The organism is Nocardia sp. NPDC051756 (assembly GCF_040681495.1).
GTDB lineage: Bacteria > Actinomycetota > Actinomycetes > Mycobacteriales > Mycobacteriaceae > Nocardia.
On sequence record NZ_JBFAYV010000001.1, the window covers coordinates 924,422 to 950,774 of the forward strand.

Here is a 26,353-nt window from a genome sequence, read left to right on the forward strand (position 1 = left end):
TTTCTGGTGTCTGACCATTCGGTGCTTCGGCCCGGCATACTGACAGAACGTTGTTGCGGTGGGGATGTGACGAGTTTGCTCGGGAATGGAGATTTCAGGTGACGTTGGCCGAAGGGGGCAATAACGCACCGCGCCGGATCGGAGTGGTCGAAGACCACGAATCAGTAGCGATCGGACTGGCCGCAATGCTTGCGCCCGAACCCGATCTCGACCTGGTGCTGACCGCAGGCACGGTGCCCGAGTTATTGGCCGCCGCTCAGGATCTACCGCAACTGGATCTGGTCGTGCTCGACCTGCGCCTGGCCGACGGGTCGACGCCCGAGGACAACGTGCGCGCCCTGCGCGACCGTGGCATCGAGGTACTGATCTTCACCGGCGCGGACAACGCGTTCCTCGTGCGGTCCGCCGCGCGGGCCGGTGTGCTCGGCGTGGTGCGCAAATCCGAGGACGTGCAGACCGTGGTCGCCGCCGTGCGCCGCGCCGGTTCCGGCGAACAGGTGGTGACCACCGACTGGGCCGCCGCCATCGACGGCGATCCGCAGCTGTCCGACGTCGGGCTCAGCCCGCGTCAGGAAGAGGTGCTCACGCTGTACGCGTCCGGCGAGAAGGCTTCCCGGGTAGCGCGATTGACCGGTCTGTCCGAACAGACGGTCAACGACTACCTCGGTCGCATCCGGCAGAAGTACGCCGACGCGGGCCGCCCGGCGCCGACCAAGACCGACCTGTACAAGCGGGCAGTGGAGGACGGATGGCTTCCGGTGCCCGAGCGGCATCCACGCGGATGACTGCGTCCAGCATGCTGGACACCCCGACCCCAACCGTGTCACTCGAGCGCATCTCCCCGAGCCGTTGGCGCAGGGGAGCGGCTCCGGTGTCCAAACAGAGTGGGTACGAGGGCGCGTCCGATCGAATTCTGCGCCGCTTCGGGTTGGCGATCGGCATCGCCGGCGTGATCGTCGCGGTGGTGGAACTGCCGGAGATCGCGGACCAGAGCCGGTTTATCGCGGGCGGCTGGACGATCCTCACGGTGGTCCTGGCGTTCGGGTTGTTCCCGGTGCTGGCCGCGGTGTCGATCGCGTCGAGCAGGCAACTGATCCAACTGGTTTCGGGTGCGGCGGCGGTGAGTTTTCTCGCCGCGATGGCGGTGATCCCGTTCGCGTATCCGGATCCGGCGCCCGAGGCATCCTCGGTGTGGCTGTATCGGGTGCTCGCGCTCGGCGTGCTCGCGGCCGTGCTGGCCTGGCGGCCGCTGTTCGCGGTGATCTATCTGGTGATCGGTGCGGCGCTGTCGGCGTTCGCCAATGCCTTTGTGCTGCCGGACGCGACACCCGTGGTGTGGGCCGGCGACTTCGTCCGCGCGGCCGGGTTGTGCGCGCTGTTCCTGTGGTGCGCCATCTACGCGAAGGCCGCCGCGGATCGGGTGGACCGGGAGTCGGCGATCGAGAGCAGGCGTGCGGCGGCGGTGGCCGGCGCCGCGGCTCGTGATCGTGAACGTGCGCGTTTCGCGGCGCTGATCCACGACGCGGTGCTGTCCACGCTGCTCGACGCGTCCCGGGCGGGCACCGATTCGCCGGTGCTGCGCAGGCAGGCCGAGCGAACCCTCGAACAGCTCGACGAATGCCGGGTCGGCGACGTCGAACCGAATCGGCTGGACGCGCAGTCGGCCACCGGGTTCCTGCGGTCGGCGGTGCACGAGGTCAACCCCGGCATCCGCTTCACCGCGCGCCGCTGGTCCGGATTCGACGACCTGCGACTGCCGGTGGACGCCGCGGGCACCATCGCCGCCGCGCTCACCGAAGCGGTGCGCAACAGCCTGCGGCACGCGACCGTGCCGGGCCGGGAGGTGCAGCGCACCGTCACGGTGACCATCAGCGCGGGCGGCATCCGGGTCGTATTCCGGGACGACGGTGCGGGTTTCGATCTGGGTCAGGTGCCCGCCGATCGCCTCGGCATCTCGGTGAGCATCCTCGGCCGGATGCGTCAGCTGGCCGGCGGTGCGGGTTTCGTGGAATCGCAGCCGGGCGAGGGCACCACGGTGACATTGGTGTGGGGTAGCGATGGCTGACTCGGATACCGAATTCGGGCTGCGCGATCTGCTCGGACTGCGGGATCCGGCGGCCGGGCTGTTCCTGCTCATCCTCCAAGCGACCATCGTGCTGTACATGGTCCGCAACTTCGGCGATTCGCCGCTGGTCGCGGCGGTGAGCGCGCTGGTGCTGCTGGCCGCGGCCGGGGTGCTGGTGGTGGTCATCCCGGTCGATCCGCTGCCGTTGCCGGCCACGATTTTTGTGGCCGCGTCCGGACCGCTGGCCACCGCGCTCACCTCGTTCGACGCCGAACACGGCTGGTCCAAGCAGGTGTGGACCGCGTTCGCGTCGTCCTATGTGCTCGCGGTGCTCGTGCTGCGCGGACGGTTGGGTGCGGCGTGGCTCGGCGTCGGTGGCGTCGCGGCCGTGATCGCGACCGTCGGCGTGGTGAACGGGCTGCGCGGCGAGGTGATCGCCGGCTCGATCGTGCCGATCTCCACCGTCGCCGGGGTCTCGCTGTTCGCGGTGATCATGCGGCCGACGCAACGCTCGTTGCGCCTGCTGCGCGAGGAGTCGACGATGCGCGCCGCCGCCGAGGCCACCATGGCCGCGGAGAACGGCGAACGCGACCGTCAGCTGGCCCGCCTGGACAAGGTGGCCCGGCCGATCCTGGAACGCATCGCCGACGGCGTCGAACTCACCGCCACCGAACGCGAACAGTGCCGATTGCTGGAAGCGGAGCTGCGCGACGGCCTGCGCGCCCCGCAACTCGTCACCGACGAACTCAGCAGCGCCGCCCGCGGCGCCCGCTCCCGCGGCGTCGAGGTGGTCCTGCTCGACGACGGCGGCTTCGCCGGCGTGCCCCGCTGGGTCCGGCAACAGGTAATCGAAGCCGCGACAAAGGAATTGGACGCCGCCAACACGGGCTCGGTCACCGTTCGAGTGCTCCCCATGGGCCGCCGCATCCTCGCCACGGTCCTGGCCAACGCCCCCGAACAAGACCGGCGCACCGAGATCGACGCCGCCGGCAGCATCAAGATCTCCACCTAGGCCCGCTCGGCGAAGCTTGTCGGACCCCCGTGGCATATTGCAGGGATGCGGAAGTTCAGTGTGGCGGCGGCGCGACGGATTGCGCTGGCGGCGCAGGGGTTCGCGGCGCGGCGGCCGGCCCGGGCCACCCGGCGCGCGGTCCTCGGGGTGGTCGAGAAAACCCAACTGCTGCAGTTGGATTCGGTATCGGCGGTGGTGCGGGCGCACTACGCGCCGGTGTTCAGCCGGATCGGCGCCTACGACCGGTCGTTGCTCGAGGAAGCGGCGTGGAGCCACAACGCGCGGCGGCCGCGGCGACTGGTGGAGTACTGGGCGCACGAGGCCGCGCTGATCCCGGTCGAGGACTGGCCGCTGATGCGCTGGCGGATGAAGCGGTTCGAGAACGGCCGCTGGTCGGCCGCCACCAAGGTGGTCGAGCGCAATCCCAGCCTGGGCAACGACATCCTGGATGTGCTCACCGAGGTCGGCCCGTGCACCGCCGGTGACGTCGAACGGCATCTGGAGTTGGACAAGCCGCGCGGCGGCGGTTCCTGGTGGAACCTCAGCGACACCAAGACGATCTGCGAGCAGCTGTTCGCCGCGGGCGCGCTGTCGATCGACAAGCGGGTCAGCTTCGCCAGGTACTACGACCTCGCCGAACGGGTGATCCCGCCGGATGTGCTGGCGCGCACCGTGTCCGAGGAGGACGCGATCCGCGAACTGATGCTCCGCGCGGCCACCGCACACGGCATCGGCACCGAACCCGACCTGCGCGACTACTACCGGCTACAGCGCAGCCAAACCGAACCGGCCATCGCCGATCTCGTCGATGCGGGCGAGCTACATCAGGTCCAGGTCGAAGGCTGGGACAAACCCGCCTATCTCCGCGAGGGCACGCCTATTCCGCGCCGCATCGAAGGCGCGGCACTGCTGTGCCCGTTCGACCCGCTGATCTTCTTCCGCGCCCGCACCGAACGACTCTTCGACTTCCACTACCGGCTGGAGATCTACACGCCGGAACCCAAACGGGTGCACGGCTATTACGTCTTCCCGTTCCTGCTGAACGGCGAACTGGTCGGCCGGGTCGACCTGCGCGCCGAACGCGCCGCAGGCCGGCTCTCGGTCCCCGCCGCCTTCGCCGAACCCGGCTTCGACACCCCCGCCACCGCGCACGCCCTCACCGAGTCGCTGCGGGAAATGGCCGACTGGCTCGAACTCGACAAGGTCGTGATCGGCGCCAAGGGCAATCTCGCCCCGTTCCTCTGATCAGACGTCGCGCTTCTGCCCGTAACCGCGCATCTGGTCGCGCAGGGCGCCCGAGACCGCACCGGACAACCAGGAGTTCAACGACTGGTTGCTCTGTGCGGCAGCCTCTTCGGCCTTGGACTTCAGCGTTTCGACCAGTCGCAGGGTGACGCGGCTGATGTCGCCGGTCATTTCGTCGAAGGTCGGGTGATCGTCCGCGGACGACTTCTTGCGCAGATCGACCTTGGCCTCGGTGCCGTCGAACGAGAGGTGCACCGTGCGGTCACCCAGCTCGGTGCTGAGCTCGGTGGCGAGTTCGGACAGCGCGGCAAGTAGCACCAGCCGGGCCGAGCTCTCCGTCGCCGCGGCCAGCGCCGCCGCGGTGGCCTGGGTCTTCTCGTCGCCGAGGGTGGCGGCCGCGATCAGGTCCTCGCGCAGGCGGGCGGTGTACTTGTTCAGATCCATGACATCAGTGTGGCGTCATATTTGATGTCACGCAAGGAGGGGAATGACATCACGATCGTGCCGCGGGTGACCGCGCACCGAACCGGCCGGTCCATTCGGTGGCGACGGTGTCGAGGGTGTTCCTTCGACCGGGTAGCCTTTCTGACCATGACGAACGGTGAATCGACGCAGAACGAGCTGCGCGCGTCCGGCACGGTCGGTGTCGCGATGGTGACCCCCTTCAGTGCCGACGGCAAGCTCGACGTCGATGCCGGGGTCGCGCTCGCGGCCCGCCTGGTCGAGCGCGGAGTCGACCTGCTCGCGATCTCCGGCACCACCGGCGAGTCGCCGACCACCACCGAACAGGAAAAGGCGGACCTGCTGCGTGCCGTCGTCGATGCCGTCGGCGACCGCGCCACGGTGATCGCGGGCGCGGGCACCTACGACACCGCCCATTCCATCGAACTGGCCCGCAACGCCCAGCGGGCGGGCGCGCACGGCCTGCTGGTGGTGACGCCGTACTACTCGCGTCCCTCGCAGGAGGGTCTGCTCGCGCACTTCACCGCGGTCGCCGACGCCACCGACCTGCCGGTCACCCTCTACGACATTCCGCCGCGCTCGGTGGTGCCGATCGCCAGCGACACCATCCGCCGTCTGGCCGAGCACCCGCGCATCGTCGCGGTGAAGGACGCCAAGGGCGACCTGAACGCCGGCGCCGACCTGATCGCGAACACCGACCTGGCCTTCTACTCCGGCGACGACACGCTGAATCTGCCCTGGCTGTCGATCGGCGCGACCGGATTCATCAGCGTCATCGGACATCTCGTCCCCGAGCGGCTGCGTGAGCTGCTCACTGCCTACACCGCGGGCGCGGTCGCGCGCGCCCGCGAGATCAACGCCGGCCTGGTGCCGTTGAACGCGGCGATGTTCCGTTTGGGCGGTGTCGCGATGAGCAAAGGCGGCCTCCGCCTGCTCGGGATCGACGCGGGCGAGCCGCGGTTGCCGCAGTTGATGCCGAACCCTGAACAACTCGAGTTCCTCGCCGCCGATCTACGGGCGGCCGGGGTGCTCGGATGAGAGAGCGGAGCGAGCGAATCACCACACAGCAGAGCGAGCTAAATACCCAGTGCATCGAGGTGCCCATGAGGGAGCGCAGCGAGCGAATCATCGACACAGCGACGCCGGTCAGGCCGGAACCGAGCGCCAGCGAGGTGCAGGCATGACCGAACCTGTCGCACGTCGTCCCCGTCGGACCGCGTCCCGTACCGCGGGACCGCCGCCGCCGGTGCCGGCCGAGCAGCCCAAGCGCGTCGAAAAGCCCGCGGCCCAGCCCGAAGTCGCGGTGCAGCCGGAGGTCGCGCAGGCCCCGGCGACCACGCCCGAGCCCGCCGTGACGAAGACCTCGCAGCCGCGCAAGTCGGCGGCGAAGAAGTCCGCGCCGGCCAAGCAGAACGCCCCGCGCGCGGAAGCGCCACAAAACGGCCAGCCGGCCCGCAAATCCGGCCGCGGCCGTCAGCAGTCCGGTCGAGGTCGCGCCGAACAGTCCGCGCCGCAACAGGATCCGCGCGCCGCAGCGCTCGCGCACGATCGCCTCGGCGCACCGCCGAAGCTGGCCAAGAACGGCCTGCGCATCTTCGCGCTCGGCGGCATCGGCGAAATCGGCCGCAACATGACCGTTTTCGAATACGGCGGCAAGCTGCTCATCGTCGACTGCGGCGTGCTGTTCCCCGAGGACCAGCAGCCCGGCGTCGACCTGATCCTGCCCGACTTCCGGCCGATCGAGCACCGGATCAACGACGTGGTCGCCGTCGTGCTCACGCACGGTCACGAGGATCACATCGGCGCGATCCCGTTCCTGCTGCGGCTGCGCGCCGACATTCCGGTGGTCGGCTCCAAGTTCACCCTCGCGCTGGTCGCGGCGAAGTGCCGGGAGCACCGCCAGCAGCCGAAGCTGATCGAGGTCATCGAGGGCCAGCACACCAACCACGGCCCGTTCGACTGCGAGTACTTCGCGGTCAACCACTCCATCCCGGACGCGCTCGCCGTCGCCATCCGCACCCCCGCGGGCGTCGTGCTGCACACCGGTGACATCAAGCTCGACCAGCTGCCGCTGGACGGTCGCCTCACCGACCTGGCCGGTTTCTCCCGGCTCGGCGACGAGGGCGTCGACCTGTTCCTGGTGGACTCCACCAACGCCGAGGTGCCCGGCTTCGTCACGCCGGAACGCGAGATCGGCGGCGTGCTCGACACGGTCATCGGCAAGGCGCGCAACCGGGTGATCGTCGCCTCGTTCGCCAGCCACGTGCACCGCATCCAGCAGGTGGTCGACGTGGCCCAGAAGTACGGCAGGCGAATCTGCTTCGTCGGCCGCTCGATGGTCCGCAACATGCAGATCGCGCAGGACCTCGGCTACCTGACCGTGCCGGACAGCGTGGTCGTCGACCTGGACCAGGCCGCGACCCTGCCCGGCGATCGCCTGGTGCTGATCTCGACCGGTTCGCAGGGCGAGCCGCTCTCGGCGCTGTCCCGGATGGCCCGCGGCGATCACCGCCAGATCAACATCCGCGAGGACGATCTCGTGGTGCTGGCCTCCTCGCTCATCCCGGGCAACGAGAACTCGGTGTTCGCGGTGGTGAACGGCCTGGCCAGGCTCGGTGCCACGGTGATCACCCAGCAGAACGCCAAGGTGCACGTCTCCGGGCACGCGTCCGCGGGCGAGCTGCTGTACCTGTACAACGCGGTGCGCCCGACCAACGCGATGCCCGTGCACGGCGAATGGCGGCACCTGCGCGCCAATGCCGCGCTGGCCATCGCGACCGGCGTGCCGGAGGACCGGGTCATGCTGGCCGAGGACGGCGTGGTGGTCGACCTGGTCGACGGCATCGCCTCGATCGTCGGGCGGGTGCCGGTCGGGCACGTGTACGTCGACGGCCTCTCGGTCGGTGACGTCGGCGAATCGACGCTGTCGGACCGCCTGGTGCTCGGCGAGGGCGGTTTCATCTCGATCACCGTCGCGATCGACGAGACCACCGGCAAGGCGGTGAGCGCGCCGGAGGTGAGCGGACGCGGTTTCTCCGACGATCCGACGGCGCTGTCCGACGCGGCCGAACTGGTCGAGGCGGAGTTGCAGCGGCTGGCCACCGAGGGGGTCACCGACATCCACCGGATCGCGCAGAGCGTACGGCGCGTCGTCGGCCGCTGGGTCGCCGACACCTACCGCCGCCGCCCGATGATCGTGCCCACGGTGATCGGCGTCTGATCCCATAACGCCGAAAGCGCCGGAAGCCATTGGCTTCCGGCGCTTTTCGTTTGAGCTAGCTCATTCCTCGCAAGCCGCGGAGGCGATCTTCGCGCTCTTGACGATGTTGCAGGCGAAGGTGTGGTCGACCTTCCATTCGCCGCCTTCGGAGACGAACGAAACGAACGCGTCGTCGACCGGGCTGCCGTTGATGGTGACCTTCGCGTCGGCCTTCAGCTTGCCGTCGGTGGGATCGTTCACCTTGGTGATCTCGACCTTGACGCCCTGCTTCTTGGCGGCGTCGACCAGGTTGGCGACCAGGTAGGGATCCTGCTCGGCGGCCTGGATCCAGCTGATCTTCTCCTGGTTCGGCACGTTCGGATCGAACGCCTTGGTCAGGCGGTCGTTCAGCTGCTGGGTGGACGGCTTGGCCAGGGCCGGCGAGGACGGCGTGGTCGGCGCGGAGCCGGTTTCCTTGTCGCCCTTGTCACTTCCGCCCTGGAGCTCGCCGGGCTTGGTGTCGGGATTGGCGGAGGTGCTCGGCGACGAGGACTCCTTGTCGCCGGAGGCGCAGGCGGTGAGCGTGCACGCGGCGGCGGTCAGCACGACGGCCACGGCGGTCCGGAAAGTGCGGTGTTTCACGATGTTTCCCCTGAATCGATTCGCGGACATCAGCCGTGGTTGGACGTGCAGTTCCAGTGCACGATGTAGGCGTCGGAGGAGTTGTTCACCCGCGCCTTGCTCTGCGCGCCGCTGCGCGACGCGGCGTAACCCCAGCTGTAGGCGCCGGTCCGGCTCGAATAGGCCACCGCCCCACAGCCGTTGGCGAACCAGACCACCGTCTCGCAATCGCCGGCGCCGCAGCTGCGGATCGCCCGCGCCTGCGCGGACCCCGAATCGGGGTAATCGTAGGAGTACCCGATCAGTCCGGTTGAGGTGGACAGTGCGATCGCGCCGTAGTTGTAAGCCTTGGCTTGTGCCGTAGGCGCACTGATAGCCAGCGCGCAACCTGCGGCGGCCACGACGGCTGCACCAGTCATAAACTTCTTCACAGGGAATTTGCCCTTCTTGTATTTAGGTCCACGACCCGATGGACCGAGTGACAAGGTACATAGCGAACACTCATTGCGCTACCCAAGAATTCGGGGGTCTCGCGTGTCGGTATCCGCGACGCCGGGGCGAGGATGCCCGGGTTGGTCGGTATGTTCAGGGGGTGAGCATCGCGCAGCGGGAACGTCAGAAGCTCGTCGAGACCATGACCGCGGTCGGGCCGGAGGCGCCGACGCTGTGTGGGACCTGGACGGTGCGAGACCTCGCCGCGCACTTGGTCGTTCGCGAGCGACGCCCCGACGCCGCGCCGGGCATCATGCTGAAGCCGTTCGCCGGGTATCTCGACGGGGTGCAGGCCAAAACGGCGAGCCGGCCGTTCCCTGAGCTGCTGGAACTGGTCCGGACCGGGCCGCCGTGGTGGTCGCCGCTGCGGCCGGTCGATGCGATCGCGAATGTGACCGAAATGTTCGTGCACCACGAGGACGTGCGGCGCGGTAGCCCGGGCTGGGAGCCGCGTGCGCTGTCGCAGGTGGACGAGGACAGGTATTGGCAGTTGGTCCGGCGGATGGCCCGGCGGTCCTACCGGAATTCGCCGGTTCAGGTCGTGCTGGAGACGTTGGACGAGCGGCGCGCGGTCGTCCGGTCGAAGTCGGGCGAGGAAGTGGTGCTGACCGGGGCGCCTTCGGAGCTGCTGCTGCACTCGTTCGGCCGGGACGAGGTCCGGATCGAGACCACCGGGACGCCGGAAGCCGTACAGGCCGTTTTGACGCTGGATCGCTCCGTCTGATCGTTCGCACACCGGGCAGTCCGGTCGCGGCTTGCGCGAACCGGCGGTTTGCTCGACGTTTCAGGCCCGACCGGTCGGCTTCGACACGCTGGATCGGCCGCTGGGGGCGTGCGCAGTCGGATCATCGGCGACCTGGGCATCTGCACAGTTCGGCACTGCTGAGACGGGGGATACCAGTGTTGCGGATGGTCTGGGAGGGGCGTTTGCGGCTAGCCTGGGTCCATGGCAGGTAAGTCCCGCAGCACCACGACTACTCGGGCGCGGGCGGGATCGGCGCGGGGAAGGACCACGGCGGCTCGGTCCCGTTCGGCAACGCCCCGCACCACGCCGACCACTCGCGCGCGCCGCGCACCAGCTCGCAGGCCGGTTCGGCGCACGTCGAACACCGCGCCGCTGGCCGTGCTGAGCCGCGGCATCAGCAGCGGCTGGAACATGCTCGCGCGCGGCCTCGGCGCTACCACACGGACGTTGAGCAAGGCGGGGGAGATCGAGCACGGTCATCGTCGCGACGGCATCGCGCTGGCCCTGATCGCGTTGAGCGCGGTGATCGCCGCCGCGGTGTGGCTGTCGGCGGGCGGCCCGGTGGGGCACTGGGTGGGCGAAGCCATCCGCGCCGTGTCCGGCTCGGCCTCGGCGGGTTTGCCGTTCGTGGCCACCGCGATCGCGGTCATCCTCATGCGGACCGAGGCACATCCGGAGATCCGGCCGCGGCTGGTGCTCGGCGGGCTGCTGGTCGGTCTGCCGGTGCTCGGGCTGTGGCACGTCATCGCCGGTGCGCCGACCGATCCGCACGGGCGTTCGCGCGCCGCGGGTTTCGTCGGTTTCGTGGTGGGCGGGCCGCTCACCAACGGACTCACCGCCTGGCTGTCGGTGCCGATCCTGTTGCTGGCCATCGTCTTCGGTGTGTTGCTGCTGACCGGTACGACGGTGCGGGAGGTGCCCGCCCGGCTGCGTGAGTACTTCGGCACCGGCAGCGGTGGCGACGAATACGGCGAGTACGAGGGTGAATTCGGTTACGACCCGGCCAAATACGACGCCGACGGGTTCCCGCTGCACTCCGCCAAGGCGAAGCGCCGCGGCCGCACGCCGGTGGAGAACTACCCGCCCGACGAGTTCGGCGATCCCGACGCGGTGACCGAGGTGATCGGCGAGCCGCCGTTGCAGGACGCCAAGCCGATCGCGACGGAAGAGCCTGCCGCCAAGCCGAAACCGAAGAAGCAGCGCCCGGTCCCGAAGGTCGAGGATCAGACCCCGCCGCCGCCGAAGCAGCTCGAATTCGTCGCCGACCGCGAGGTCGAAGGCGACTACGTGCTGCCGCCGATGTCGCTGCTGACCGACGGCGACCCGCCCAAGAAGCGCAGTGCCGCCAACGAATCGATGATCGAGGCGATCACCGAGGTGCTGGTGCAGTTCAAGATCGACGCCGCGGTCACCGGTTTCGTGCGCGGCCCGACGGTCACCCGCTACGAGGTGGAACTCGGACCCGGCGTGAAGGTCGAGAAGATCACCGCGCTGGCCCGCAATATCGCGTATGCCGTTGCCACGGAGAACGTTCGGCTGCTCGCGCCGATCCCCGGTAAGTCCGCCGTCGGCATCGAGGTGCCCAACTCCGATCGCGAACTGGTCCGCCTCGCCGACGTGCTCAAGGCGCCGTCGACCCGAAACGACCACCACCCGTTGGTGATCGGGCTCGGCAAGAACATCGAGGGCGACTACCTCGCCGCGAACCTGGCCAAGATGCCGCACCTGCTGGTCGCCGGCTCCACCGGTTCGGGTAAGTCGAGTTTCGTGAACTCGATGCTGGTCTCGCTGCTGCACCGGGCCACGCCGGACGAGGTCCGGATGATCCTGATCGACCCGAAGATGGTGGAACTCACCCCGTACGAGGGCATTCCGCACCTGATCACGCCCATCATCACCCAGCCGAAGAAGGCGGCCGCCGCGCTGACCTGGCTGGTCGAGGAGATGGAACAGCGCTATCAGGACATGCAGGCCAACAAGGTTCGCCACATCGACGACTTCAACAAGAAGGTCAAGTCCGGCGCGATCACCGCGCCGCTGGGCAGCGAACGGGTGTACCGGCCCTACCCGTACATCCTCGCCATCGTCGACGAGCTCGCCGACCTGATGATGACCGCGCCGCGCGACGTCGAGGACGCGATCGTGCGGATCACCCAAAAGGCCCGTGCCGCAGGCATTCACCTGGTCCTGGCCACCCAGCGTCCCTCGGTCGACGTGGTCACCGGCCTGATCAAGACCAACGTGCCGTCCCGATTGGCCTTCGCCACTTCGTCATTGACCGACTCGCGGGTCATCCTGGATCAGCCCGGCGCCGAGAAACTGATCGGCATGGGCGACGGCCTGTTCCTGCCCATGGGTGCGAACAAGCCGACCCGCCTGCAAGGCGCGTTCATCAGCGACGAGGAAATCCACGCGGTCGTCGACTTCGCCAAGAACCAGGCCGAGCCCGAATACCAAGAGGGCGTCACCGCCGCCAAACAGGGCGAGAAGAAAGACGTCGACCCCGACATCGGCGACGACCTCGACGTCTTCATCCAAGCCGTCGAACTCGTCGTCACCTCACAATTCGGCTCCACCTCCATGCTGCAACGCAAGCTCCGCGTCGGCTTCGCCAAGGCCGGCCGCCTCATGGACCTCATGGAAACCCGCGGCGTAGTCGGCCCCAGCGAAGGCTCCAAGGCCCGCGACGTCCTCATCAAGCCCGACGAACTGGATGGCCTGTTGTGGACCATCCGCGGTGGTGGCGACGAGCCGCCCCCGGAGGAGTCCGAGTAGGGTCCGTCGGCGGCAGTGCGCTCAGTCGGCGTGCTCGCCCGAGCGGACCCGTTCGCGCCAGGTGCGGTTCTTGGCTCGATTGCCGCAGTTGGTCATGTCGCACCAGCGGCGCGAACGGTTGCGTGAGGTGTCGAAGTAGACCCAGCGGCAGTCGGCCGCGGCGCAGGATTTGACCCTGGCCCAGTCGCCGGAGGCGCGGACCGTGAGGTAGGACTGCGCCACGGCGGCAACCGTGTGCCGCACCGGATCCGCGCCGGAATCGGCGACCAGGTGCGGGCCCTGCTGGTTGTCACCGAGTTGCAGGATCACCGGCGCGGACGCCAAAACCGTTGCCGCGCTCTGGATCACGTCGGTGTCGGACTGCTGCCCGTTGTTGGCCGCGGCCAGTTCGCGCATGCCCTCACGCAGATTGCGCAGCGCCAGTAGCTCTTCCGGCTCGACGGACAGTTCTGTGTCGTCGCGCCCGAGCCAGGCGGCCAGCCAGCCCGGCGCGCGCTCGTCGGTCAGCACGTCGTCGCCGTCGGGGCAGTGCCGTGTGTTGATGAACGCCACCAGTCGCTGTACCGGTGCGGGCTGACCCTCCATCGTCATGAGACCAGTGTAACCACTTGACCGGTCACGGTGCCGCGGGTCACAATGACCAGTGTTCCGATTTAGCCGGTCACTTCAGGAGTGAGAACCGGCACTATCACTGAAAGCAGGGAGCATGTCATGGCAACCATCACCCGGACCTCGACGTTCGACCGAGTAGCGGCACTGCCGAGGATCGGCGCCGCGCTGAGCCGCTACGGCTTGGCGTTGGTCATCATCTGGATCGGCGCGATGAAGTTCTTCTCCTTCGAGGCGCAGGGCATCCAGCCGCTGGTGGCCAGCTCGCCGCTGATGTCCTGGCTCTACGACCTGCTGAGCGTCGACGCGCTCTCGGCGGTCCTCGGTGTCGTGGAAATCGCGATCGGGCTGGCGATCGCCGCATGGCGCTTCGCCCCGCGCGTCGCCGTGCTGGGCAGCGCCGGCGCCGTCATCCTGTTCCTGACCACCCTGAGCTTCCTGCTCAGCGCCCCCGGCGTCTGGCAGCCCGGCTACGGCTTCCCGTTCCTCGGCTCGGGCGGCGGCTTCCTGATCAAAGACTTGGTCCTGCTCGGCGTCTCCGTCGCCACCGCGGGCGAGGCCCTCACCGCTCTTCGCGCCCAGCGGCGCTGACGTACCGATCGGCCGCGGTGGCCGCCCGCGCTACCGCGGCCGATCACACGTCGGGGATAGGGCCAAATGTTAGGGTGATTACGTGATCATGGAGGAAGTCGACAGACTGTAGCCGCCCAGTCGGAGGCGGCGTATTGATTGCACATTCTGTCCGGTGTCCCGGATCGGGGACCGCCTGAGGTCTTTCGTGCCTGCGCCCATTTCGCCTCCGTCTGTTTCCGCAAAGTTCCCACATCACCGCGCCCACGGTCTCTGTGACCTCGGCGCGAAACTTGCGGCCCGCTCGTTCGCGAGCAGGAAAGAGTCGACGAATCATGGCTATATCCACGCAATCCGCGATCACCTTGCAGCAGTTGACCTTCGAATGGCCCGACGGCACGGTCGCGCTCGCCGGGGTCGACGGCACCCTCGGCACCGGGCGCACCGGTTTGGTCGGCCGAAACGGCTCGGGCAAATCGACGCTACTGCGGCTGATCGCCGGAATCCTCACCCCGACGTCCGGACGCATCGAAACCACCGGTGCGGTGGGCTATCTACCGCAGACCCTCACCCTCGGCCGCGACGCCACCATCGCCCAATTGCTCGGCATCGCCGACACTCTCGCGGCGTTGCGCGCGATCGAATCCGGTGACAGCGCGGAGCGGCATTTCGAGACGATCGGTGACGACTGGGACATCGAGGCCCGCGCCGACGAGGCGCTCGACGACATCGGTTTCAGTGCGGCCGATCTGGATCGGCGGGTGGGGGAGATCTCCGGCGGCGAGGCGGTTCTCGTCGCGATCACCGGCCTGCGGGTGCAGCGCACGCCGATCACGCTGCTCGACGAGCCGACCAACAACCTCGATCGCGAAACCCGTGCCCAGCTGGCCGAATTCGTGGACACCTGGCCCGGCACCCTGGTGGTGGTCAGCCACGACCTCGAGTTGCTCGAACGCATGGACGCCACCGCGGAACTGCACGGCGCGACCCTGGACGTGTTCGGCGGTCCCTACAGCGACTGGCAGCGGCACATCGAGCAGGAACAGGCGGCGGCCGCGCAGGCGGCCCGAACCGCCGAGCAGGCGTTGAAAGTCGAGAAACGACAACGGATCGAGGCCGAGACCAAACTCGCCAGACGCGAACGCACGGGGCGCAACACCCAGCAGAACGGCGGCATTCCACGGATCCTGGCGGGCAACCGGGCCAGCAAGGCGCAGGCCTCGGCCGGGGCGATGCGCACCACGCTGGACGCGAAAGTCGTTGCGGCCCAAGATGCCCTGGCGTCGGCGGCGGCGCGGGTGCGCCGCGAGGAGCACATCCATCTCGAACTGCCGGATCCCGATGTGCCGCGCAGTCGTCGCATCGCGGAACTGCGCGATGCTGATCGCGGCTTCGTCATCCAGGGTCCGGAGCGCGTCGCCCTGATCGGCCGCAACGGTGCGGGCAAGACGACGCTGATCGAGAACCTGATCCACGGTCGCGACCCAGAACACGGCACCCTGCTCACCGACCGGGTGGGTTACCTCCCACAACGCCTCGATGATCTGGACGAGCACGTCGGCGCGCTCGACAACGTACACGCGGTCGCCGCCGCCGCCCCGCCGGCCACCATCCGCAACCAGCTGGCCCGCCTGCTCCTGCGCGGCAGCGGCGTCGAGCGGCCGGTATCGACGCTGTCCGGCGGCGAACGGTTCCGAGTCTCGTTGGCGCGCTTGCTCCTCGCCGACCCGCCGGCGCAGTTGCTGATCCTCGACGAGCCGACCAACAACCTGGACATCGCCAGCGTCGACCAGCTCGTCGACGCGTTGGCCGACTATCGCGGCGCGATCCTGGTGGTCAGTCACGACTATCCGTTCCTGCGCAGGATCGGCGTCGACACCGTGCTCGAACTCGATTCGAACGGCGGTATCCACCAGCGGGATTCGCTGTAGCCGGGCACGGTTCTCCGCAAAGCCTTGAATTGGTGTGCCCGAAAGGATTTGAACCTCCGACCTCCTGCTTCGTAGGCAGGCGCTCTCTCCGCTGAGCTACGGGCACTCGGCCCCGGGTGGGGCCGGAAAGCGGGTTCCCTCGGCGAGATTCGAACTCGCACCTCCCGGAATCTAGGTCCGGTGCCTCTACCGATTGGGCTACGAGGGATCGGGTTTCGTATCCGTGAGTGGAGTCGAACCACCGACCTGCACCTTCGGAGGGTGCCGCTCTTCCACTGAGCTACACGGATATGAAACACGGTGGCAGCAGGAGGATTCGAACCTCCGGTGTATATACCTGATTTACAGTCAGGCCCCTTCGGCCGCTCGGGCATGCTGCCAAGTTTCGTCGCTGTTCAGTTGTCGAGCACGGACGGCGGGACTCGAACCCACAACCGGCGGCTTTGGAGGTCGCTGCTCTTCCAGTTGAGCTACGTCCGTATACACGAAAAAGGGGTCACCCCTTGGCTTTTGCCGCGGAGTGACCCCTTTCTCGGGTCTATGAGCAGACACGAATCAGGGGCAGCTCCGCACGGTCAGCCGTCGATAGGCGACCGTCGATAGCACGGCATCGGCGCACGACTGCCAGGTCCCGCTTAGCGACAGCTGTCGCTGCTGGATCCCGGTCATCGTCTTCGCCTTCCTGGTCGTGTGTTTTGTTGGTACCGACGTTAACATCCGGATTTCGCGATGGGAACCGAATTTTCCACTCAGAAGGTTCGGTTGGACTCCCGCGAGATCGTGAACCCGGCACCGGTGGTGTCGTTCGTGCAGGTCACTCCGTTTTCGGCGGAGTCACAGGTGAACGCTCCCACGGTGAGCATCCCACCGTACGGCAGCACTCGGCCGCCGCCGCGGTTGCCGCCGTCGGTCGGCGCGCCGACGAACACGCCCTGGTTCAAGCAGAGCGCCTCGGAGTGTGTGCCGACGGTGAGCGTGCTCGCCTGCGGGTGCTTGCTCCAGCAGTCCTTGAACTGTGCGGGCGCGGGGGAAGTCGTACCCTGACAACCGGCTTGGGCGTTGTCATCGATCGGCTGATCGAGGATCGCGCACAGGAACGACCCGCTCGGCGATTGGAAGTAGTACCCCATCGACTGCCGGTACTGCGCCGGATCGACCGGACCGGACACGGGCCCACGCGTCGTGGTGGGCGCGGCGGAGGAGGTCGTCGCCGGAGTGGTCGGCGCGACCGGGGAACTGGTCACGGCCGAACTCGGCGGCACCGAGCCGCGGGTGGTCGGTGTGCCCGAACCCTTGTCGTCATTGCCACACCCGGCCAGCAACGCCAGCGCGACGGCGCAGGGCACCACAGCGATACGAGCTCCTCGGATTTGCATGAGGGGCATTCTGTACCGCGTGCGCGAGCTTTCGGTCAGGACGCGCCGGGCGGTTTGCGCGCCTGCACCGTGAAGCTGAGCGGCAGCCGCTCCGGATGCTCGGTGAGGTGCCATTCGTCACCTTGGCCGCGCGTCATCATCCCGGGCAACGCCTCCCACGGCACGGTTCGGTGCTCGGTCAGCCCGGTGATCGTCAGGCCGGCGTGCAGCAGCGCGGTCACGATCTCGCCGAACCCGTGATTCCATTCGTGGGTCGTGGTCTGGACGAACTCGGCGTCGGTCTCGACGTAGGTGCCGCCGTCGGAAAACACCATCGGCTCCGGCGTTTCGAAGTACGGGTAGCCGACAACCAGTCGGTCGGTGTGGGTTTCGTCGATTGTGCTCAGCATCGGATGGCTGTCCCGGATGAACAGCTGTCCACCGGGCCGCAGGAGTCCGGCGACGGTCTGCGCCCAGCGTGCGATGCTCGGAAGCCAGCACAGCGCACCGATTCCCGTGTACACCAGATCGAATTGTGCTCCGCCGAGCGCGGATACCGCGTCGTAGACGTTCGATTCGACGAAATCGATATGCGCTCCGGTCTTTTCGGCGAGCGTCCGCGCCAGCGCCAGCGACGCTGGGGAGAAGTCGAGCCCGGTCATGGTCGCGCCGAGCCGGGCCAGCGAGAGCGTGTCGGTGCCGATGTGGCATTGCAGATGCACCCCGCGCAGCCCGCCGATGTCGCCGAGCAGCGGCCGATCGAACCGGACGACCTCGCTGAGAAAATCCGGTTCGTCGATGAACCGTTGCACCGCGTAGTCGCGCGCTGCTGCGTGCACCGGTGCGCGCTCGTCCCAGTTGGCCTTGTTCAGGCGGAGGTAGTCGTCGGTCACGGACGCCACTCTGGCACGGACGCCACGGCGGGCGCATGTGAAATTATGGTCAGCAACCAACCCGCTAGCCAACCAGAACGGACAAATCGGGCATGATGGACGCCATGACCTTCGCTACCGATCGACGCACCGCATGCAGGTAACCGCTCTCGAATGGGTGATCACCTGCGTGGTGATCCTCGGCTTGTTCGTCTTCGATTTCTTCGCCCATGTGCGCACCCCGCACGAACCGAGCTTCCGCGAGTCCGGCTTCTGGTCCGCCGTCTACATCGGAATCGCCCTGGCCTTCGGCGGTTTCGTCGCCTGGCGCTGGGGTTCGACGTTCGCGGGGGAGTACTACGCGGGCTTCGTCACCGAGAAGGCGCTCTCGGTGGACAACCTGTTCATCTTCCTCATCATCATGTCCACCTTCGCGGTGCCACGGATGTATCAGCAGAAGGCGCTGCTGATCGGCATCGTGATCGCGCTGGTGATGCGTGGCGTGTTCATCGCCGTCGGCGCGGCCGCGATCAGCGCGTTCAGCTGGGTGTTCTATCTGTTCGGCCTGTTCCTCGTCTACACCGCGATCAAGCTGGTCACCGAGAGCGGCCACGAGGCCGAGCACGAGGAGAAGCGCGACAGCCGGGTGGTCGCGCTGGCCAAACGGGTACTGCCGACCACCGACAGCTACGACGGCGACAAGCTGGTCACCCGCGTCGACGGACGTCGCGTGGTAACCCCGCTGCTGCTGGCGTTGCTGGCGATCGGCTTCGCCGACCTGCTGTTCGCCCTGGACTCGATCCCGGCGATCTACGGTCTGACGAGCGAGCCGTACCTGGTATTCACCGCAAACGCGTTCGCGCTCATGGGTTTACGGCAGTTGTACTTCCTGATCGGTGGACTCCTCGATCGTCTGGTCTATCTGTCCTACGGCCTGTCCGCGATCCTCGCGTTCATCGGCGTGAAGCTGGTGCTGCACGCGTTGCACGAGAACACACTGCCGTTCATCAATGGCGGCAAGCACGTCAGCGTGCCGGAGATCTCCACCGGCGTCTCGCTCGGTGTGATCATCGGCATCCTGGTCATCGCGACGGTCGCCAGCCTGCTGCGCACCCGCACTCGCGCCCGATCGGGCTGAGCGGGGCGCGAACGTTCAGAACACCCGGTTGCTGTCCGGCGCGATCTCGAACCCGTGCCCGTCTTTATCATTGCTGCAGGTGACGCTGAAAGTGTCGGCGCGGCAGGTGAATCCGTGCGCATGCAAGGCGGATCCGGCGGGCAGCACCGGGCCGGCCTCGACCTGCGGTCCGGTGTAGAAGCCCTGATTCACGCAGAGGTATCCGGCGTCCTCGCCGACCGCCACGGCCGCGGCCGTCGGATCGGTGCTCCAGCATTTCTGCATGTGCGGCGGCGCGGGACCGGTCGCGCCTTGACAACCCGCAGCGCGGCGCGGCTGGCCGGTCGGCTGGTCGAGGATGGCGCAGGTGATCTGCCGGTCCGCCGTCTGGAAGTAGTAGCCGTCGGCGTTGCGGTACCACACCGGGTCGGCGACGCCGGGCTGGGTCAGCGGCCGGGCCGACGAGGAAGTTGCTGGGTCCGATTTGTCCGGTACGCCCAGGTACGCGTACAACAGGCCAGCGGTGGCAGCCGTCGACGCGAAAACCGCTACGTATGTGCGCATGGCCGCGAGTCTGCCGGTGGGGTAGGCGGTATGTCCGTATCGCGCGCGGTGTGTCGCCGGAAGTTAGCTGTCTTCGGCTAACTACCCGGCCTCGCCGCCTGATTCCCCGCAGGCAGAACCGGCAAACGGGGAATCAGGACGGGCGAGCGGGTGGCACGTTCAGGACGCGAAAGCGCCGAGCACCGGCAGCCATTCGACGACGCGCACGTCATCGATCAGCCGCTCCTGCGCGAACGGATCCACCGCGAGCAACGCGTTCAACGCCTTCGCGTCCGCGGCCTTGAACAGCAGCAGCGCACCGGATCCGTCCGGATACGGCCCGCTGGTCAGCAGTGCGCCGGCCGCGAGCTGATCGGCGAGCCAGCCGCGGTGCGCCGGGCGGTGGGTGTCCCGGCCCGGAACCGTGGCCTCGGAGTAGGTGTAGTGAACGGCGAAGATCGGCACGGCGAATCGCTTCCTGTCAGAGAGTGAGCAGCATCCGAGTATTGCCGAGGGTGTTCGGCTTCACGTAGCTCAGGTCGAGGAACTCCGCGACACCGGTGTCGTAGGACCGGCACATCTCCGCGTACACCTCGGCCGTCACCGGCGTCCCCTCGATCTCCGCGAAGCCGTGCCGCGCGAAGAAGTCCACCTCGAAGGTCAGCACGAACACCCGCCGCAGTTCCAGCTCGCGGGCCACCGCGATCAGATGCTCCACCACGACCCGGCCGACGCCGCTGCCCTTGACATCCGGATGCACCGCGACCGTGCGCACCTCGCCGAGATCGGCCCACAGCACATGCAGCGCCCCACAGCCGACCACCCGGCCGTCCAGCTCGGCCACCCAGAATTCCTGCACGGCCTCATAGAGCGTGACCAGGTTCTTTTCCAGCAGTATCCGGCCGGCGTAGACATCGACGAGGCGTTTGATCTCGGGCACGTCGGAGGTTCGCGCGCGTCGGACAACCAGTGCGGTGCTGTGCGCGCCTAGAGGCACGCCCGGATGTGCGTCGCTGGTCGAACCACCTAGTGGTCCCCGAGAGTTCATGGGGTGCAGAGTAGTCGGGTGGGTTACCGATAGGCTGAACGTGTGCCACACATCCAGTCGTCCCACTCACCGCAGTGGGTCAGGCATGACGCGCGCCGGCCCGGTGCTGGTCATCGTCGTGCCGTGTTGAGTCTGGAGTGTCGATGAGCGCACAGCCGGAAGAGATCGAGCGGCGTTGGACCGGGGCCAGTCCGATCCGATCCGGCATGGCCGCGCCGCACGCCGAACCCGTCGTGCCGCTGATGAATATCGCGAACATCCTGACCATGCTGCGGATCGCGCTGGTCCCGCTGTTCGTGGTCGCGCTCTTCGTCGACGGCGGGCACGACCCGGCCTGGCGGATCATCGCGGCCGCGCTGTTCGGCATCGCCGCGATCACCGATCGGTTCGACGGGCAACTGGCGCGCAAGTACGGCCTGGTCACCGACTTCGGCAAGCTCGCCGATCCGATCGCGGACAAGGCGCTGATCGGTTCCGCGGTGATCGGGTTGTCCGTGCTCGGCGACCTGGCCTGGTGGATCACCCTGGTCATCTGCGGTCGCGAGATCGGCGTGACCCTGTTGCGGCTGGCCGTGGTGCGCCGCGGCGTGATTCCCGCCGGACGCGGCGGCAAGCTGAAAACCCTCGTGCAATCCCTCGCGATCGCGGTGCTGCTGCTGCCGTTGGGCGGCTGGCTCGCGAGCGCGGGCATGTGGCTGATGTATGTGGCCGTCGCGCTGACCGTGCTCACCGGCCTCGACTATGTCGGCCAGGCGATGCGGGTGTGGTTCGCGGGCGGGCCGGGCCGAACGCGCGGCGCATGACCGCGACGTCGTCGGTGTCGGCCGATCCGTTGACCGCCGACGCACCGGTCGCCGAGCTCGTGCGCGCGCTGACCGCGGTCGGCCAGACCGTCGCGACCGCCGAATCCCTCACCGCCGGGCTGTTGTCCGCGACCATTGCCGGTGTTCCGGGCGCCAGCGCCGTGCTGCGCGGCGGCCTCGTGGTGTACGCCACAGACCTCAAACACAGCCTCGCCGGCGTCAGCGACGAAGTACTGGAGACGGAAGGTCCGGTCGCCGCGAGCACCGCTGAACAACTGGCGGTCGGCGCGCGAACGAATTGCGGGGCAGACTGGGGAGTGGCACTGACCGGTGTGGCCGGGCCGGACGCGCAGGACGGACATGCGGTCGGCACGGTTTTCCTCGGTCTGGCCGGTCCGGGGCACACCGAGGTGATGCGGTTGAAACTCGTCGGTGACCGATGGACGATCAGGATCAGTGCGACGCACACCGCGGTGCGCGAGTTGCTGCGCTGTGTACGACGGCCGGACCAGCGTCCGGCCGGGCAGGACGGGCAAGGTGAGTGATTTGCGCCGGGCGGGAACCAACCGGCCCATGTCCGACGTTGTGCCAGAAAGAACGGCGTGCGTGGCACTCGTGAGTGTCATGCAGGTCCCCTGACAGGGAGCGAAGGAGAACGAGATGACGCTGCTGCGAGAGGCCATCGGGGACAGTCTGCGGCGTGCTCGTCTCGCCCAGAGCCGGACCCTGCGCGAGGTGTCCACCTCGGCGCGCGTGAGCCTGGGCTATCTCTCCGAGGTCGAGCGGGGCCGTAAAGAAGCCTCCAGTGAGCTACTGGCCGCCATCTGCGCGGCCCTGGACGTGCCGCTGTCCCGGGTGCTCTGGGACGTGAGCACGATCATGGCCGGCGCCGACGGCCTGCCCACGCGTACCCCGGCCGACGCCGCGGCCGCGCCGTTGCCGGTCGACGCGGAGCAGACCGCCACTCCGGCCGAGGCCGCGCCCGCCGCGGACGCACCCGCCGCCGAGCCCGCGCTCGCGCCCGCGAGTGCCAGTCTGTCGGTGGCCGGTGCGGGCGCTCGCCCGCTGCCGCTGGCCATGGACACCCGAATCGTCATTCCCGCACCCAAGGCCGACATGCTGGTCCTGGTGAAGGGCATGTGACACCTAGCGACAGGTGGCCACCGCGGCAACGCTGCGGACCGGCGCCCAAAGCGGATAGATTCTCACTAGGCGTCGGTTGGGCCGGGTATACCCGGCCCAGCGGCCGCATGGTGGAGGATAGGCATATATCGAGTGCGTGACGGTCGCGCACTGGAGCCGCGTCGAGGGCGCGGCACGTCAGATGGAGGCGGGATCAATCGATGGCTAATCCGTTCGTCAAGGCCTGGAAATACCTGATGGCCCTCTTTGATTCGAAGATCGAGGAGCATGCGGATCCGAAGGTCCAGATTCAGCAGGCTATCGAGGAAGCTCAGCGCCAGCATCAGGCCCTCTCGCAGCAGGCCGCATCGGTCATCGGCAACCAGCGTCAGCTGGAGATGAAGCTGAACCGGCAGCTCGACGAGGTCGAGAAGCTCAATGCCAACGCCCGGCAGGCGGTCACGCTCGCCGATCAGGCCGCCAACGCGGGCGACACCGAGAAGGCGATCCAGTACACCAACGCCGCCGAGGCGTTCGCCGCGCAGCTGGTCACCGCCGAGCAGTCGGTCGAGGACCTGAAGGTGCTGCACGACCAGTCGCTGCAGGCGGCCACCCAGGCGAAGAAGGCCGTCGAGCAGAACGCGATGTTGCTGCAGCAGAAGGTCGCCGAGCGCACCAAGCTGCTCAGCCAGCTGGAGCAGGCCAAGATGCAGGAGCAGGTCTCCGCGTCGCTGCAGCAGATGGACTCGACGCTGTCCGCGCCGGGCAGCACCCCGAGCCTGGACGCGGTGCGGGAGAAGATCGAGCGCCGCTACGCCAACGCGCTCGGTTCCGCCGAGCTCGCGCAGAACACCGTGCAGGGACGCATGCTGGAGGTGCAGCAGGCCAGCATCCAGATGGCCGGGCACAGCAAGCTCGAGCAGATCCGCGCGTCGATGCGCGGCGATCAGCTGCCCGCGGGTGGCGCGGCGCAGCCCGCCGTCAATCCCGCACCGGCCCAGGCCAATCCGGCGCAGCCGCAGATGAACAAGGGCCAGGCCGCACAGCAGTAACGCCTCGGACGCTCGGTGAGGACTTTGTCGGTGGTGGATGGTTCACTGGCAGACACTGCACGGGTACCCGGCGGGCCGGCCGTCGGCCGCGCCGGGACCGTGCTGGTCCGATCCGCGCTAGCAGTGGGAGAGATGGCATGACTCGGGATAAGTCGCTTCCGGGCCGCAGGCGCGATGCGGCGATCGTGCGGGCGCAGGCCGCGCTCGCGCCGCAACCGGGAAGCCTGCCCGACAGTCTGCGCGAGGTCGGCGAGCACGCGCTCGTCGCGGTGCGCCGCTGGGCCGATCCGCGCGAACGGGAACTGCGCCGCCGGCGCCGGGTCCGCCGCCGCAGCTTCCAGCTCGGCACCGCCTCCGGCCTCACCACCGCGGGAGCCGTTGGGCTCGTGGTCATCTCGGCCCCCGCCTGGATCGTCGTGGTGCTCGGTGGCGGTGCGGTCGCGCTGGTCACCGGCACCGCGCTCAGCGCCCGCCGCTATCTGCGGTTGCGCGGCGTACCCCTGCCACAGGCCACCTTCATTCCCCGCAAACAACCACCCATGTGGTCCCGCGCGCGCGGACCCATCGCCAGACTGGTCCGCGCCGAACGCGCGCTGCACGGTCTCGGCGCACAGATCGCCCGCGGCAACCGCCTGCCCGACGACGAACTCACCGACATGCTCGAAACCGCAGGCTCCGGTTCCGCCGCCCTGCACGCCCTGGCCGCCGACGTCACCGCGATGGAACAGGCCCTCGGCGCCATGGGCCGCGCCAAATCCCCTGCGGCAGACGCCCTCACCGACAACCTCCAGTTCGCCCTCGGCCGCCTCGACACCGGCGTCGTCGAATACGAACAGGTGGTCGCCGCCGCGGGCCGCATCCTCGCGGTCCCCGAAAGTGCCGTCCTCCGCCACAATTTCGACGCCATCGTCGCCGACCTCCGCCACGCCGCCGACCGCCTCGACGGCTGGGCCCAGGCCCTCACCGAGGTCGCCGACCAGCAAGTCCCGCTCTCCCAGCCCGGACAGCACTAAGAGTCGCGAACGCACGGTTCGATCGGCTATTGCTGAGCCATCTCATCCGAATACGGTGTGGGCCACCTTCCTTCGATTGCAGGCGCGAAGGAAGGTGGCCGTTGGTCTGTCCGGCGGGAGGAGTTGCCGGACAGACAGTCACCGGTCGGTGATGACACCCCCTACTGCCGGCCGGCCAGCGCCTTGTCCACGGCGGGATCACCGAGTTGACCGAGCCAGGCCAGTAGGCCCGGATTCGCGGCGGGGTTCGCCGCGACCGCGGCGCGCAATCCCGGCCAGCGCTGGGCGATTTCACGCAACGCGGTCGGCGAGGTCTGCGGATCCGCGGCGCGCACGGCATCCGGCCGGACATCGGGTGCGGATGTCGCTGCGTCAGCGGCGTGGCTGCTCGGTGAGTTCGGCACGATGCCGGGCCGCGTGTTCGGCGGAGTGGCACCGGGAATCGGCTGCGGTACCGCGGAAACCGTTGTTGCCGAACTGCTTACGGTCGCGGTATCGCCGAAGAGCAACGCGTCGAGGCATTGTCGAGCCTCGTCGACCAGGCGGCGTTCATTGCGTCCGGCGGGCGCACGCAAGACGCCACCGCCGTGATTGCGCACCCAGATGCCGATGTGCATCGAAGTCAGCAACAAATACGCCGATATTCCCAGCAGCACCAGCCCGATGAGCCTGCCTGCCACGTCCGGGATCAGCACACCGAACAGCGAAAGCAGCCCGGCCAGCAAGGATCCGGTCCCGAAGAAGAGGTGTGGCGTCGATACTGCCTCGCCCGCGGCGATCTCACTGACCTGGGTGAGTGGGGTGGCCTGCTCGAAAAAGCCGCGCGGAATTACCGCGAAGATGGTGTTCGGTCTGCGCACGACCACCCGGCGATCGGTCACCGCGAGGGTGATCTTCAGGTGGGTCAGGATCAAGAACGGGCTGAACTGAGTCGAGAGTCGCAGCGTTTCGCCGGGCATGAGGGTGATCGGAGTGCGGTGGTGCATGGCGGGTCCGGACATGCTGTTATGTCCGATGCTGGAGTCGACGTGTTGCCGACTGTGCCCACGTCGGCAGCTTGCTGAGCGGGCGTGCGAGAACAGCCGCCAGAAGCACGAAAAGTGCTGTGGCCGTGAGTTTTACGACGTTCGGCAGCGCGGTTCGGCGCGCCTCCGGCTGACCCGGGTGCCGTATCGCCGGGTGCTCGGGCACGGTGTTCTGCGGGGGTGCGTACGGCGGGCCCAGGTACTGTTTCGCCAGGTATCGGGGGATCGGGTCGCAGAGGGGCAGGCATGGTGAATCCCGATGGTGCGATACCGGGGAATCGAGGGGTGAGGCATCGCTCATGGGTTCATCGTGGCTGTTCGGCGGACTTCGCTGTATCCGCCGAACAGTCGACACGGGCTACCGGTGAATCGCGCGCTACCGGTGCTGATTCAGCGCAGGGTGTCCTTGCGTCGTAGTTCTTCGGCGCGGGCGCGTAGGGCGGCGTTCACCAGTTCGCGGCCCTCGGCCATCAGGTCGAGTACCTCCCAGGAGGCCTTGCGGGCCGCGCCGCCGACGATTCCGGCGATCGCTCCGCCGTGGCGACGAGCCGCCGCGGCCAGTTCTTGTGCGAGTTCGTTTTCCATCAGCCACCGACCGTCACGTGGGATTCAGTGTATGAGTGTGTGCCGAACAAGGTGTGTGCATAAGTCGACCATCCCTTCCTGACTGCGGCTAT

Annotated in this window: 27 protein-coding genes and 5 tRNA genes; 16 read left to right on the forward strand and 16 right to left on the reverse strand. The window is 68.0% G+C overall.

Translation table 11 applies throughout. From position 1 onward, the window contains the following. Nucleotides 1–98: 98 nt before the first annotated feature. From AB0M22_RS04540 to AB0M22_RS04555, 4 genes are all read left to right on the forward strand, one after another. A complete protein-coding gene (locus tag AB0M22_RS04540) occupies nucleotides 99–785 on the forward strand; it encodes a response regulator transcription factor (RefSeq protein ID WP_150405770.1) in 687 nt (228 codons plus the stop codon). An 86-nt stretch (nucleotides 786–871) separates the two neighbouring features. After that, nucleotides 872–2,065 (forward strand): ATP-binding protein, encoded by a 1,194-nt coding sequence (locus tag AB0M22_RS04545; protein ID WP_364720969.1) that lies wholly within the window; start codon nucleotides 872–874, stop codon nucleotides 2,063–2,065. After that, on the forward strand, nucleotides 2,058–3,077 hold the full coding sequence (locus AB0M22_RS04550) for a hypothetical protein (RefSeq protein ID WP_364720971.1): 1,020 nt from the start codon (nucleotides 2,058–2,060) through the stop codon (nucleotides 3,075–3,077). Before AB0M22_RS04545 ends, AB0M22_RS04550 begins: the two co-directional genes overlap by 8 nt. Nucleotides 3,078–3,122: 45 nt before the next feature. Then, nucleotides 3,123–4,322: a crosslink repair DNA glycosylase YcaQ family protein gene (locus AB0M22_RS04555; protein WP_364720978.1), complete on the forward strand. Its 1,200-nt coding sequence runs from the start codon at nucleotides 3,123–3,125 to the stop codon at nucleotides 4,320–4,322. On the opposite strand, the gene AB0M22_RS04560 is transcribed toward AB0M22_RS04555, so the two are convergent. Further along, nucleotides 4,323–4,766, reverse strand: a complete 444-nt coding sequence (locus AB0M22_RS04560) for a hypothetical protein (RefSeq protein ID WP_364720981.1) — start codon at nucleotides 4,764–4,766, stop codon at nucleotides 4,323–4,325. It lies immediately after the preceding gene. 147 nt (nucleotides 4,767–4,913) lie between these two features. Here AB0M22_RS04560 and dapA point away from each other — a divergent pair, with 147 nt between their 5' ends. Further along, on the forward strand, nucleotides 4,914–5,822 hold the full coding sequence (dapA, locus tag AB0M22_RS04565; protein WP_364720984.1) for a 4-hydroxy-tetrahydrodipicolinate synthase: 909 nt from the start codon (nucleotides 4,914–4,916) through the stop codon (nucleotides 5,820–5,822). A 142-nt stretch (nucleotides 5,823–5,964) separates the two neighbouring features. Continuing rightward, nucleotides 5,965–8,004, forward strand: coding sequence for an RNase J family beta-CASP ribonuclease (locus AB0M22_RS04570; RefSeq protein ID WP_364720986.1), 2,040 nt, complete (start codon nucleotides 5,965–5,967; stop codon nucleotides 8,002–8,004). A gap of 60 nt (nucleotides 8,005–8,064) precedes the next feature. On the opposite strand, the gene AB0M22_RS04575 is transcribed toward AB0M22_RS04570, so the two are convergent. Together AB0M22_RS04575 and AB0M22_RS04580 are read right to left on the reverse strand one after the other, a co-directional pair. Next, the gene (locus AB0M22_RS04575) at nucleotides 8,065–8,625 is read right to left on the reverse strand and encodes a hypothetical protein (RefSeq protein WP_364720989.1); all 561 of its coding nucleotides are present in this window, start codon (nucleotides 8,623–8,625) and stop codon (nucleotides 8,065–8,067) included. Nucleotides 8,626–8,654: 29 nt separating this feature from the next. Further along, entirely contained in the window at nucleotides 8,655–9,023 is a 369-nt protein-coding gene (locus AB0M22_RS04580; RefSeq protein WP_364720991.1) for a DUF4189 domain-containing protein, read from the reverse strand. A gap of 173 nt (nucleotides 9,024–9,196) precedes the next feature. On the opposite strand from AB0M22_RS04580, the gene AB0M22_RS04585 reads away from it, so the two are divergent. Together AB0M22_RS04585 and AB0M22_RS04590 are read left to right on the forward strand one after the other, a co-directional pair. Continuing rightward, the gene (locus tag AB0M22_RS04585; RefSeq protein WP_364720994.1) at nucleotides 9,197–9,820 is read left to right on the forward strand and encodes a TIGR03085 family metal-binding protein; all 624 of its coding nucleotides are present in this window, start codon (nucleotides 9,197–9,199) and stop codon (nucleotides 9,818–9,820) included. 222 nt (nucleotides 9,821–10,042) lie between these two features. Further along, nucleotides 10,043–12,616, forward strand: a complete 2,574-nt coding sequence (locus tag AB0M22_RS04590; protein WP_364720997.1) for a DNA translocase FtsK — start codon at nucleotides 10,043–10,045, stop codon at nucleotides 12,614–12,616. A 21-nt stretch (nucleotides 12,617–12,637) separates the two neighbouring features. On the opposite strand, the gene AB0M22_RS04595 is transcribed toward AB0M22_RS04590, so the two are convergent. Continuing rightward, the gene (locus AB0M22_RS04595; protein ID WP_364720999.1) at nucleotides 12,638–13,207 is read right to left on the reverse strand and encodes a CGNR zinc finger domain-containing protein; all 570 of its coding nucleotides are present in this window, start codon (nucleotides 13,205–13,207) and stop codon (nucleotides 12,638–12,640) included. 120 nt (nucleotides 13,208–13,327) lie between these two features. Between AB0M22_RS04595 and AB0M22_RS04600 the strand changes: the two genes are divergently transcribed. Both AB0M22_RS04600 and AB0M22_RS04605 read left to right on the forward strand, forming a co-directional pair. Then, nucleotides 13,328–13,816, forward strand: coding sequence for a DUF417 family protein (locus AB0M22_RS04600; RefSeq protein ID WP_364721001.1), 489 nt, complete (start codon nucleotides 13,328–13,330; stop codon nucleotides 13,814–13,816). 314 nt (nucleotides 13,817–14,130) lie between these two features. Beyond that, nucleotides 14,131–15,726: an ATP-binding cassette domain-containing protein gene (locus tag AB0M22_RS04605; protein WP_364721004.1), complete on the forward strand. Its 1,596-nt coding sequence runs from the start codon at nucleotides 14,131–14,133 to the stop codon at nucleotides 15,724–15,726. 30 nt (nucleotides 15,727–15,756) lie between these two features. Here the strand turns inward: AB0M22_RS04605 and AB0M22_RS04610 are convergent. The 7 genes from AB0M22_RS04610 to AB0M22_RS04640 all read right to left on the reverse strand — a co-directional run bounded on the left by AB0M22_RS04610 (nucleotide 15,757) and on the right by AB0M22_RS04640 (nucleotide 17,974). Further along, nucleotides 15,757–15,832 (reverse strand) — tRNA-Arg (locus tag AB0M22_RS04610). Nucleotides 15,833–15,860: 28 nt separating this feature from the next. After that, nucleotides 15,861–15,934, reverse strand: a tRNA-Leu gene (locus AB0M22_RS04615). A 10-nt stretch (nucleotides 15,935–15,944) separates the two neighbouring features. Beyond that, nucleotides 15,945–16,016 (reverse strand) — tRNA-Arg (locus tag AB0M22_RS04620). 11 nt (nucleotides 16,017–16,027) lie between these two features. Beyond that, nucleotides 16,028–16,106, reverse strand: a tRNA-Tyr gene (locus AB0M22_RS04625). A 27-nt stretch (nucleotides 16,107–16,133) separates the two neighbouring features. Next, nucleotides 16,134–16,206, reverse strand: a tRNA-Trp gene (locus AB0M22_RS04630). Nucleotides 16,207–16,475: 269 nt separating this feature from the next. Beyond that, on the reverse strand, nucleotides 16,476–17,102 hold the full coding sequence (locus AB0M22_RS04635; RefSeq protein ID WP_364721006.1) for a hypothetical protein: 627 nt from the start codon (nucleotides 17,100–17,102) through the stop codon (nucleotides 16,476–16,478). A 35-nt stretch (nucleotides 17,103–17,137) separates the two neighbouring features. Next, nucleotides 17,138–17,974 carry a class I SAM-dependent methyltransferase gene (locus tag AB0M22_RS04640; RefSeq protein WP_364721008.1) on the reverse strand — a complete coding sequence of 279 codons (837 nt, stop codon included), beginning with the start codon at nucleotides 17,972–17,974 and terminating at the stop codon, nucleotides 17,138–17,140. Between the two features lie 133 nt (nucleotides 17,975–18,107). On the opposite strand from AB0M22_RS04640, the gene AB0M22_RS04645 reads away from it, so the two are divergent. Next, entirely contained in the window at nucleotides 18,108–19,091 is a 984-nt protein-coding gene (locus AB0M22_RS04645; RefSeq protein ID WP_364721011.1) for a TerC family protein, read from the forward strand. Between the two features lie 15 nt (nucleotides 19,092–19,106). On the opposite strand, the gene AB0M22_RS04650 is transcribed toward AB0M22_RS04645, so the two are convergent. The 3 genes from AB0M22_RS04650 to AB0M22_RS04660 all read right to left on the reverse strand — a co-directional run bounded on the left by AB0M22_RS04650 (nucleotide 19,107) and on the right by AB0M22_RS04660 (nucleotide 20,661). Continuing rightward, on the reverse strand, nucleotides 19,107–19,634 hold the full coding sequence (locus AB0M22_RS04650; protein WP_364721012.1) for a hypothetical protein: 528 nt from the start codon (nucleotides 19,632–19,634) through the stop codon (nucleotides 19,107–19,109). Between the two features lie 159 nt (nucleotides 19,635–19,793). Then, the gene (locus AB0M22_RS04655) at nucleotides 19,794–20,078 is read right to left on the reverse strand and encodes a YciI family protein (protein WP_364721013.1); all 285 of its coding nucleotides are present in this window, start codon (nucleotides 20,076–20,078) and stop codon (nucleotides 19,794–19,796) included. A 16-nt stretch (nucleotides 20,079–20,094) separates the two neighbouring features. Beyond that, nucleotides 20,095–20,661 (reverse strand): amino-acid N-acetyltransferase, encoded by a 567-nt coding sequence (locus AB0M22_RS04660; protein WP_364721016.1) that lies wholly within the window; start codon nucleotides 20,659–20,661, stop codon nucleotides 20,095–20,097. 143 nt (nucleotides 20,662–20,804) lie between these two features. On the opposite strand from AB0M22_RS04660, the gene pgsA reads away from it, so the two are divergent. The 5 genes from pgsA (at nucleotide 20,805) to AB0M22_RS04685 (ending at nucleotide 24,651) form a co-directional block, all read left to right on the forward strand. Continuing rightward, nucleotides 20,805–21,464, forward strand: coding sequence for a CDP-diacylglycerol--glycerol-3-phosphate 3-phosphatidyltransferase (pgsA, locus tag AB0M22_RS04665; protein WP_364721019.1), 660 nt, complete (start codon nucleotides 20,805–20,807; stop codon nucleotides 21,462–21,464). Beyond that, nucleotides 21,461–22,009 carry a CinA family protein gene (locus AB0M22_RS04670; protein WP_364721021.1) on the forward strand — a complete coding sequence of 183 codons (549 nt, stop codon included), beginning with the start codon at nucleotides 21,461–21,463 and terminating at the stop codon, nucleotides 22,007–22,009. The genes pgsA and AB0M22_RS04670 overlap by 4 nt, the downstream gene beginning before the upstream one ends. A gap of 115 nt (nucleotides 22,010–22,124) precedes the next feature. Beyond that, nucleotides 22,125–22,607 (forward strand): helix-turn-helix transcriptional regulator, encoded by a 483-nt coding sequence (locus AB0M22_RS04675; RefSeq protein ID WP_364721023.1) that lies wholly within the window; start codon nucleotides 22,125–22,127, stop codon nucleotides 22,605–22,607. A gap of 200 nt (nucleotides 22,608–22,807) precedes the next feature. Further along, complete coding sequence (locus tag AB0M22_RS04680; RefSeq protein WP_357378723.1) at nucleotides 22,808–23,638, forward strand: PspA/IM30 family protein; 831 nt, start codon at nucleotides 22,808–22,810, stop codon at nucleotides 23,636–23,638. Nucleotides 23,639–23,775: 137 nt separating this feature from the next. Next, on the forward strand, nucleotides 23,776–24,651 hold the full coding sequence (locus AB0M22_RS04685) for a hypothetical protein (protein ID WP_364721027.1): 876 nt from the start codon (nucleotides 23,776–23,778) through the stop codon (nucleotides 24,649–24,651). 161 nt (nucleotides 24,652–24,812) lie between these two features. On the opposite strand, the gene AB0M22_RS04690 is transcribed toward AB0M22_RS04685, so the two are convergent. Then, nucleotides 24,813–25,652, reverse strand: coding sequence for a hypothetical protein (locus AB0M22_RS04690; RefSeq protein ID WP_364721029.1), 840 nt, complete (start codon nucleotides 25,650–25,652; stop codon nucleotides 24,813–24,815). Between the two features lie 414 nt (nucleotides 25,653–26,066). Beyond that, complete coding sequence (locus tag AB0M22_RS04695; protein WP_150405801.1) at nucleotides 26,067–26,261, reverse strand: hypothetical protein; 195 nt, start codon at nucleotides 26,259–26,261, stop codon at nucleotides 26,067–26,069. Between the last annotated feature and the right edge of the window lie 92 nt (nucleotides 26,262–26,353).

Bases quoted from the DNA above. Each gene is read 5' to 3' on its own strand.
- AB0M22_RS04550 (WP_364720971.1), top strand. From the start codon at position 2,058: ATGGCTGACTCGGATACCGAATTCGGGCTGCGCGATCTGCTCGGACTG.
- AB0M22_RS04555 (WP_364720978.1), top strand. From the start codon at position 3,123: ATGCGGAAGTTCAGTGTGGCGGCGGCGCGACGGATTGCGCTGGCGGCG.
- AB0M22_RS04560 (WP_364720981.1), bottom strand. From the start codon at position 4,766: ATGGATCTGAACAAGTACACCGCCCGCCTGCGCGAGGACCTGATCGCG.
- dapA (WP_364720984.1), top strand. From the start codon at position 4,914: ATGACGAACGGTGAATCGACGCAGAACGAGCTGCGCGCGTCCGGCACG.
- AB0M22_RS04570 (WP_364720986.1), top strand. From the start codon at position 5,965: ATGACCGAACCTGTCGCACGTCGTCCCCGTCGGACCGCGTCCCGTACC.
- AB0M22_RS04580 (WP_364720991.1), bottom strand. From the start codon at position 9,023: ATGACTGGTGCAGCCGTCGTGGCCGCCGCAGGTTGCGCGCTGGCTATC.
- AB0M22_RS04590 (WP_364720997.1), top strand. From the start codon at position 10,043: ATGGCAGGTAAGTCCCGCAGCACCACGACTACTCGGGCGCGGGCGGGA.
- AB0M22_RS04595 (WP_364720999.1), bottom strand. From the start codon at position 13,207: ATGACGATGGAGGGTCAGCCCGCACCGGTACAGCGACTGGTGGCGTTC.
- AB0M22_RS04600 (WP_364721001.1), top strand. From the start codon at position 13,328: ATGGCAACCATCACCCGGACCTCGACGTTCGACCGAGTAGCGGCACTG.
- AB0M22_RS04605 (WP_364721004.1), top strand. From the start codon at position 14,131: ATGGCTATATCCACGCAATCCGCGATCACCTTGCAGCAGTTGACCTTC.
- AB0M22_RS04635 (WP_364721006.1), bottom strand. From the start codon at position 17,102: ATGCAAATCCGAGGAGCTCGTATCGCTGTGGTGCCCTGCGCCGTCGCG.
- AB0M22_RS04645 (WP_364721011.1), top strand. From the start codon at position 18,108: ATGCAGGTAACCGCTCTCGAATGGGTGATCACCTGCGTGGTGATCCTC.
- AB0M22_RS04650 (WP_364721012.1), bottom strand. From the start codon at position 19,634: ATGCGCACATACGTAGCGGTTTTCGCGTCGACGGCTGCCACCGCTGGC.
- AB0M22_RS04660 (WP_364721016.1), bottom strand. From the start codon at position 20,661: ATGAACTCTCGGGGACCACTAGGTGGTTCGACCAGCGACGCACATCCG.
- pgsA (WP_364721019.1), top strand. From the start codon at position 20,805: ATGAGCGCACAGCCGGAAGAGATCGAGCGGCGTTGGACCGGGGCCAGT.
- AB0M22_RS04670 (WP_364721021.1), top strand. From the start codon at position 21,461: ATGACCGCGACGTCGTCGGTGTCGGCCGATCCGTTGACCGCCGACGCA.
- AB0M22_RS04675 (WP_364721023.1), top strand. From the start codon at position 22,125: ATGACGCTGCTGCGAGAGGCCATCGGGGACAGTCTGCGGCGTGCTCGT.
- AB0M22_RS04680 (WP_357378723.1), top strand. From the start codon at position 22,808: ATGGCTAATCCGTTCGTCAAGGCCTGGAAATACCTGATGGCCCTCTTT.
- AB0M22_RS04685 (WP_364721027.1), top strand. From the start codon at position 23,776: ATGACTCGGGATAAGTCGCTTCCGGGCCGCAGGCGCGATGCGGCGATC.
- AB0M22_RS04690 (WP_364721029.1), bottom strand. From the start codon at position 25,652: ATGTCCGGACCCGCCATGCACCACCGCACTCCGATCACCCTCATGCCC.
- AB0M22_RS04695 (WP_150405801.1), bottom strand. From the start codon at position 26,261: ATGGAAAACGAACTCGCACAAGAACTGGCCGCGGCGGCTCGTCGCCAC.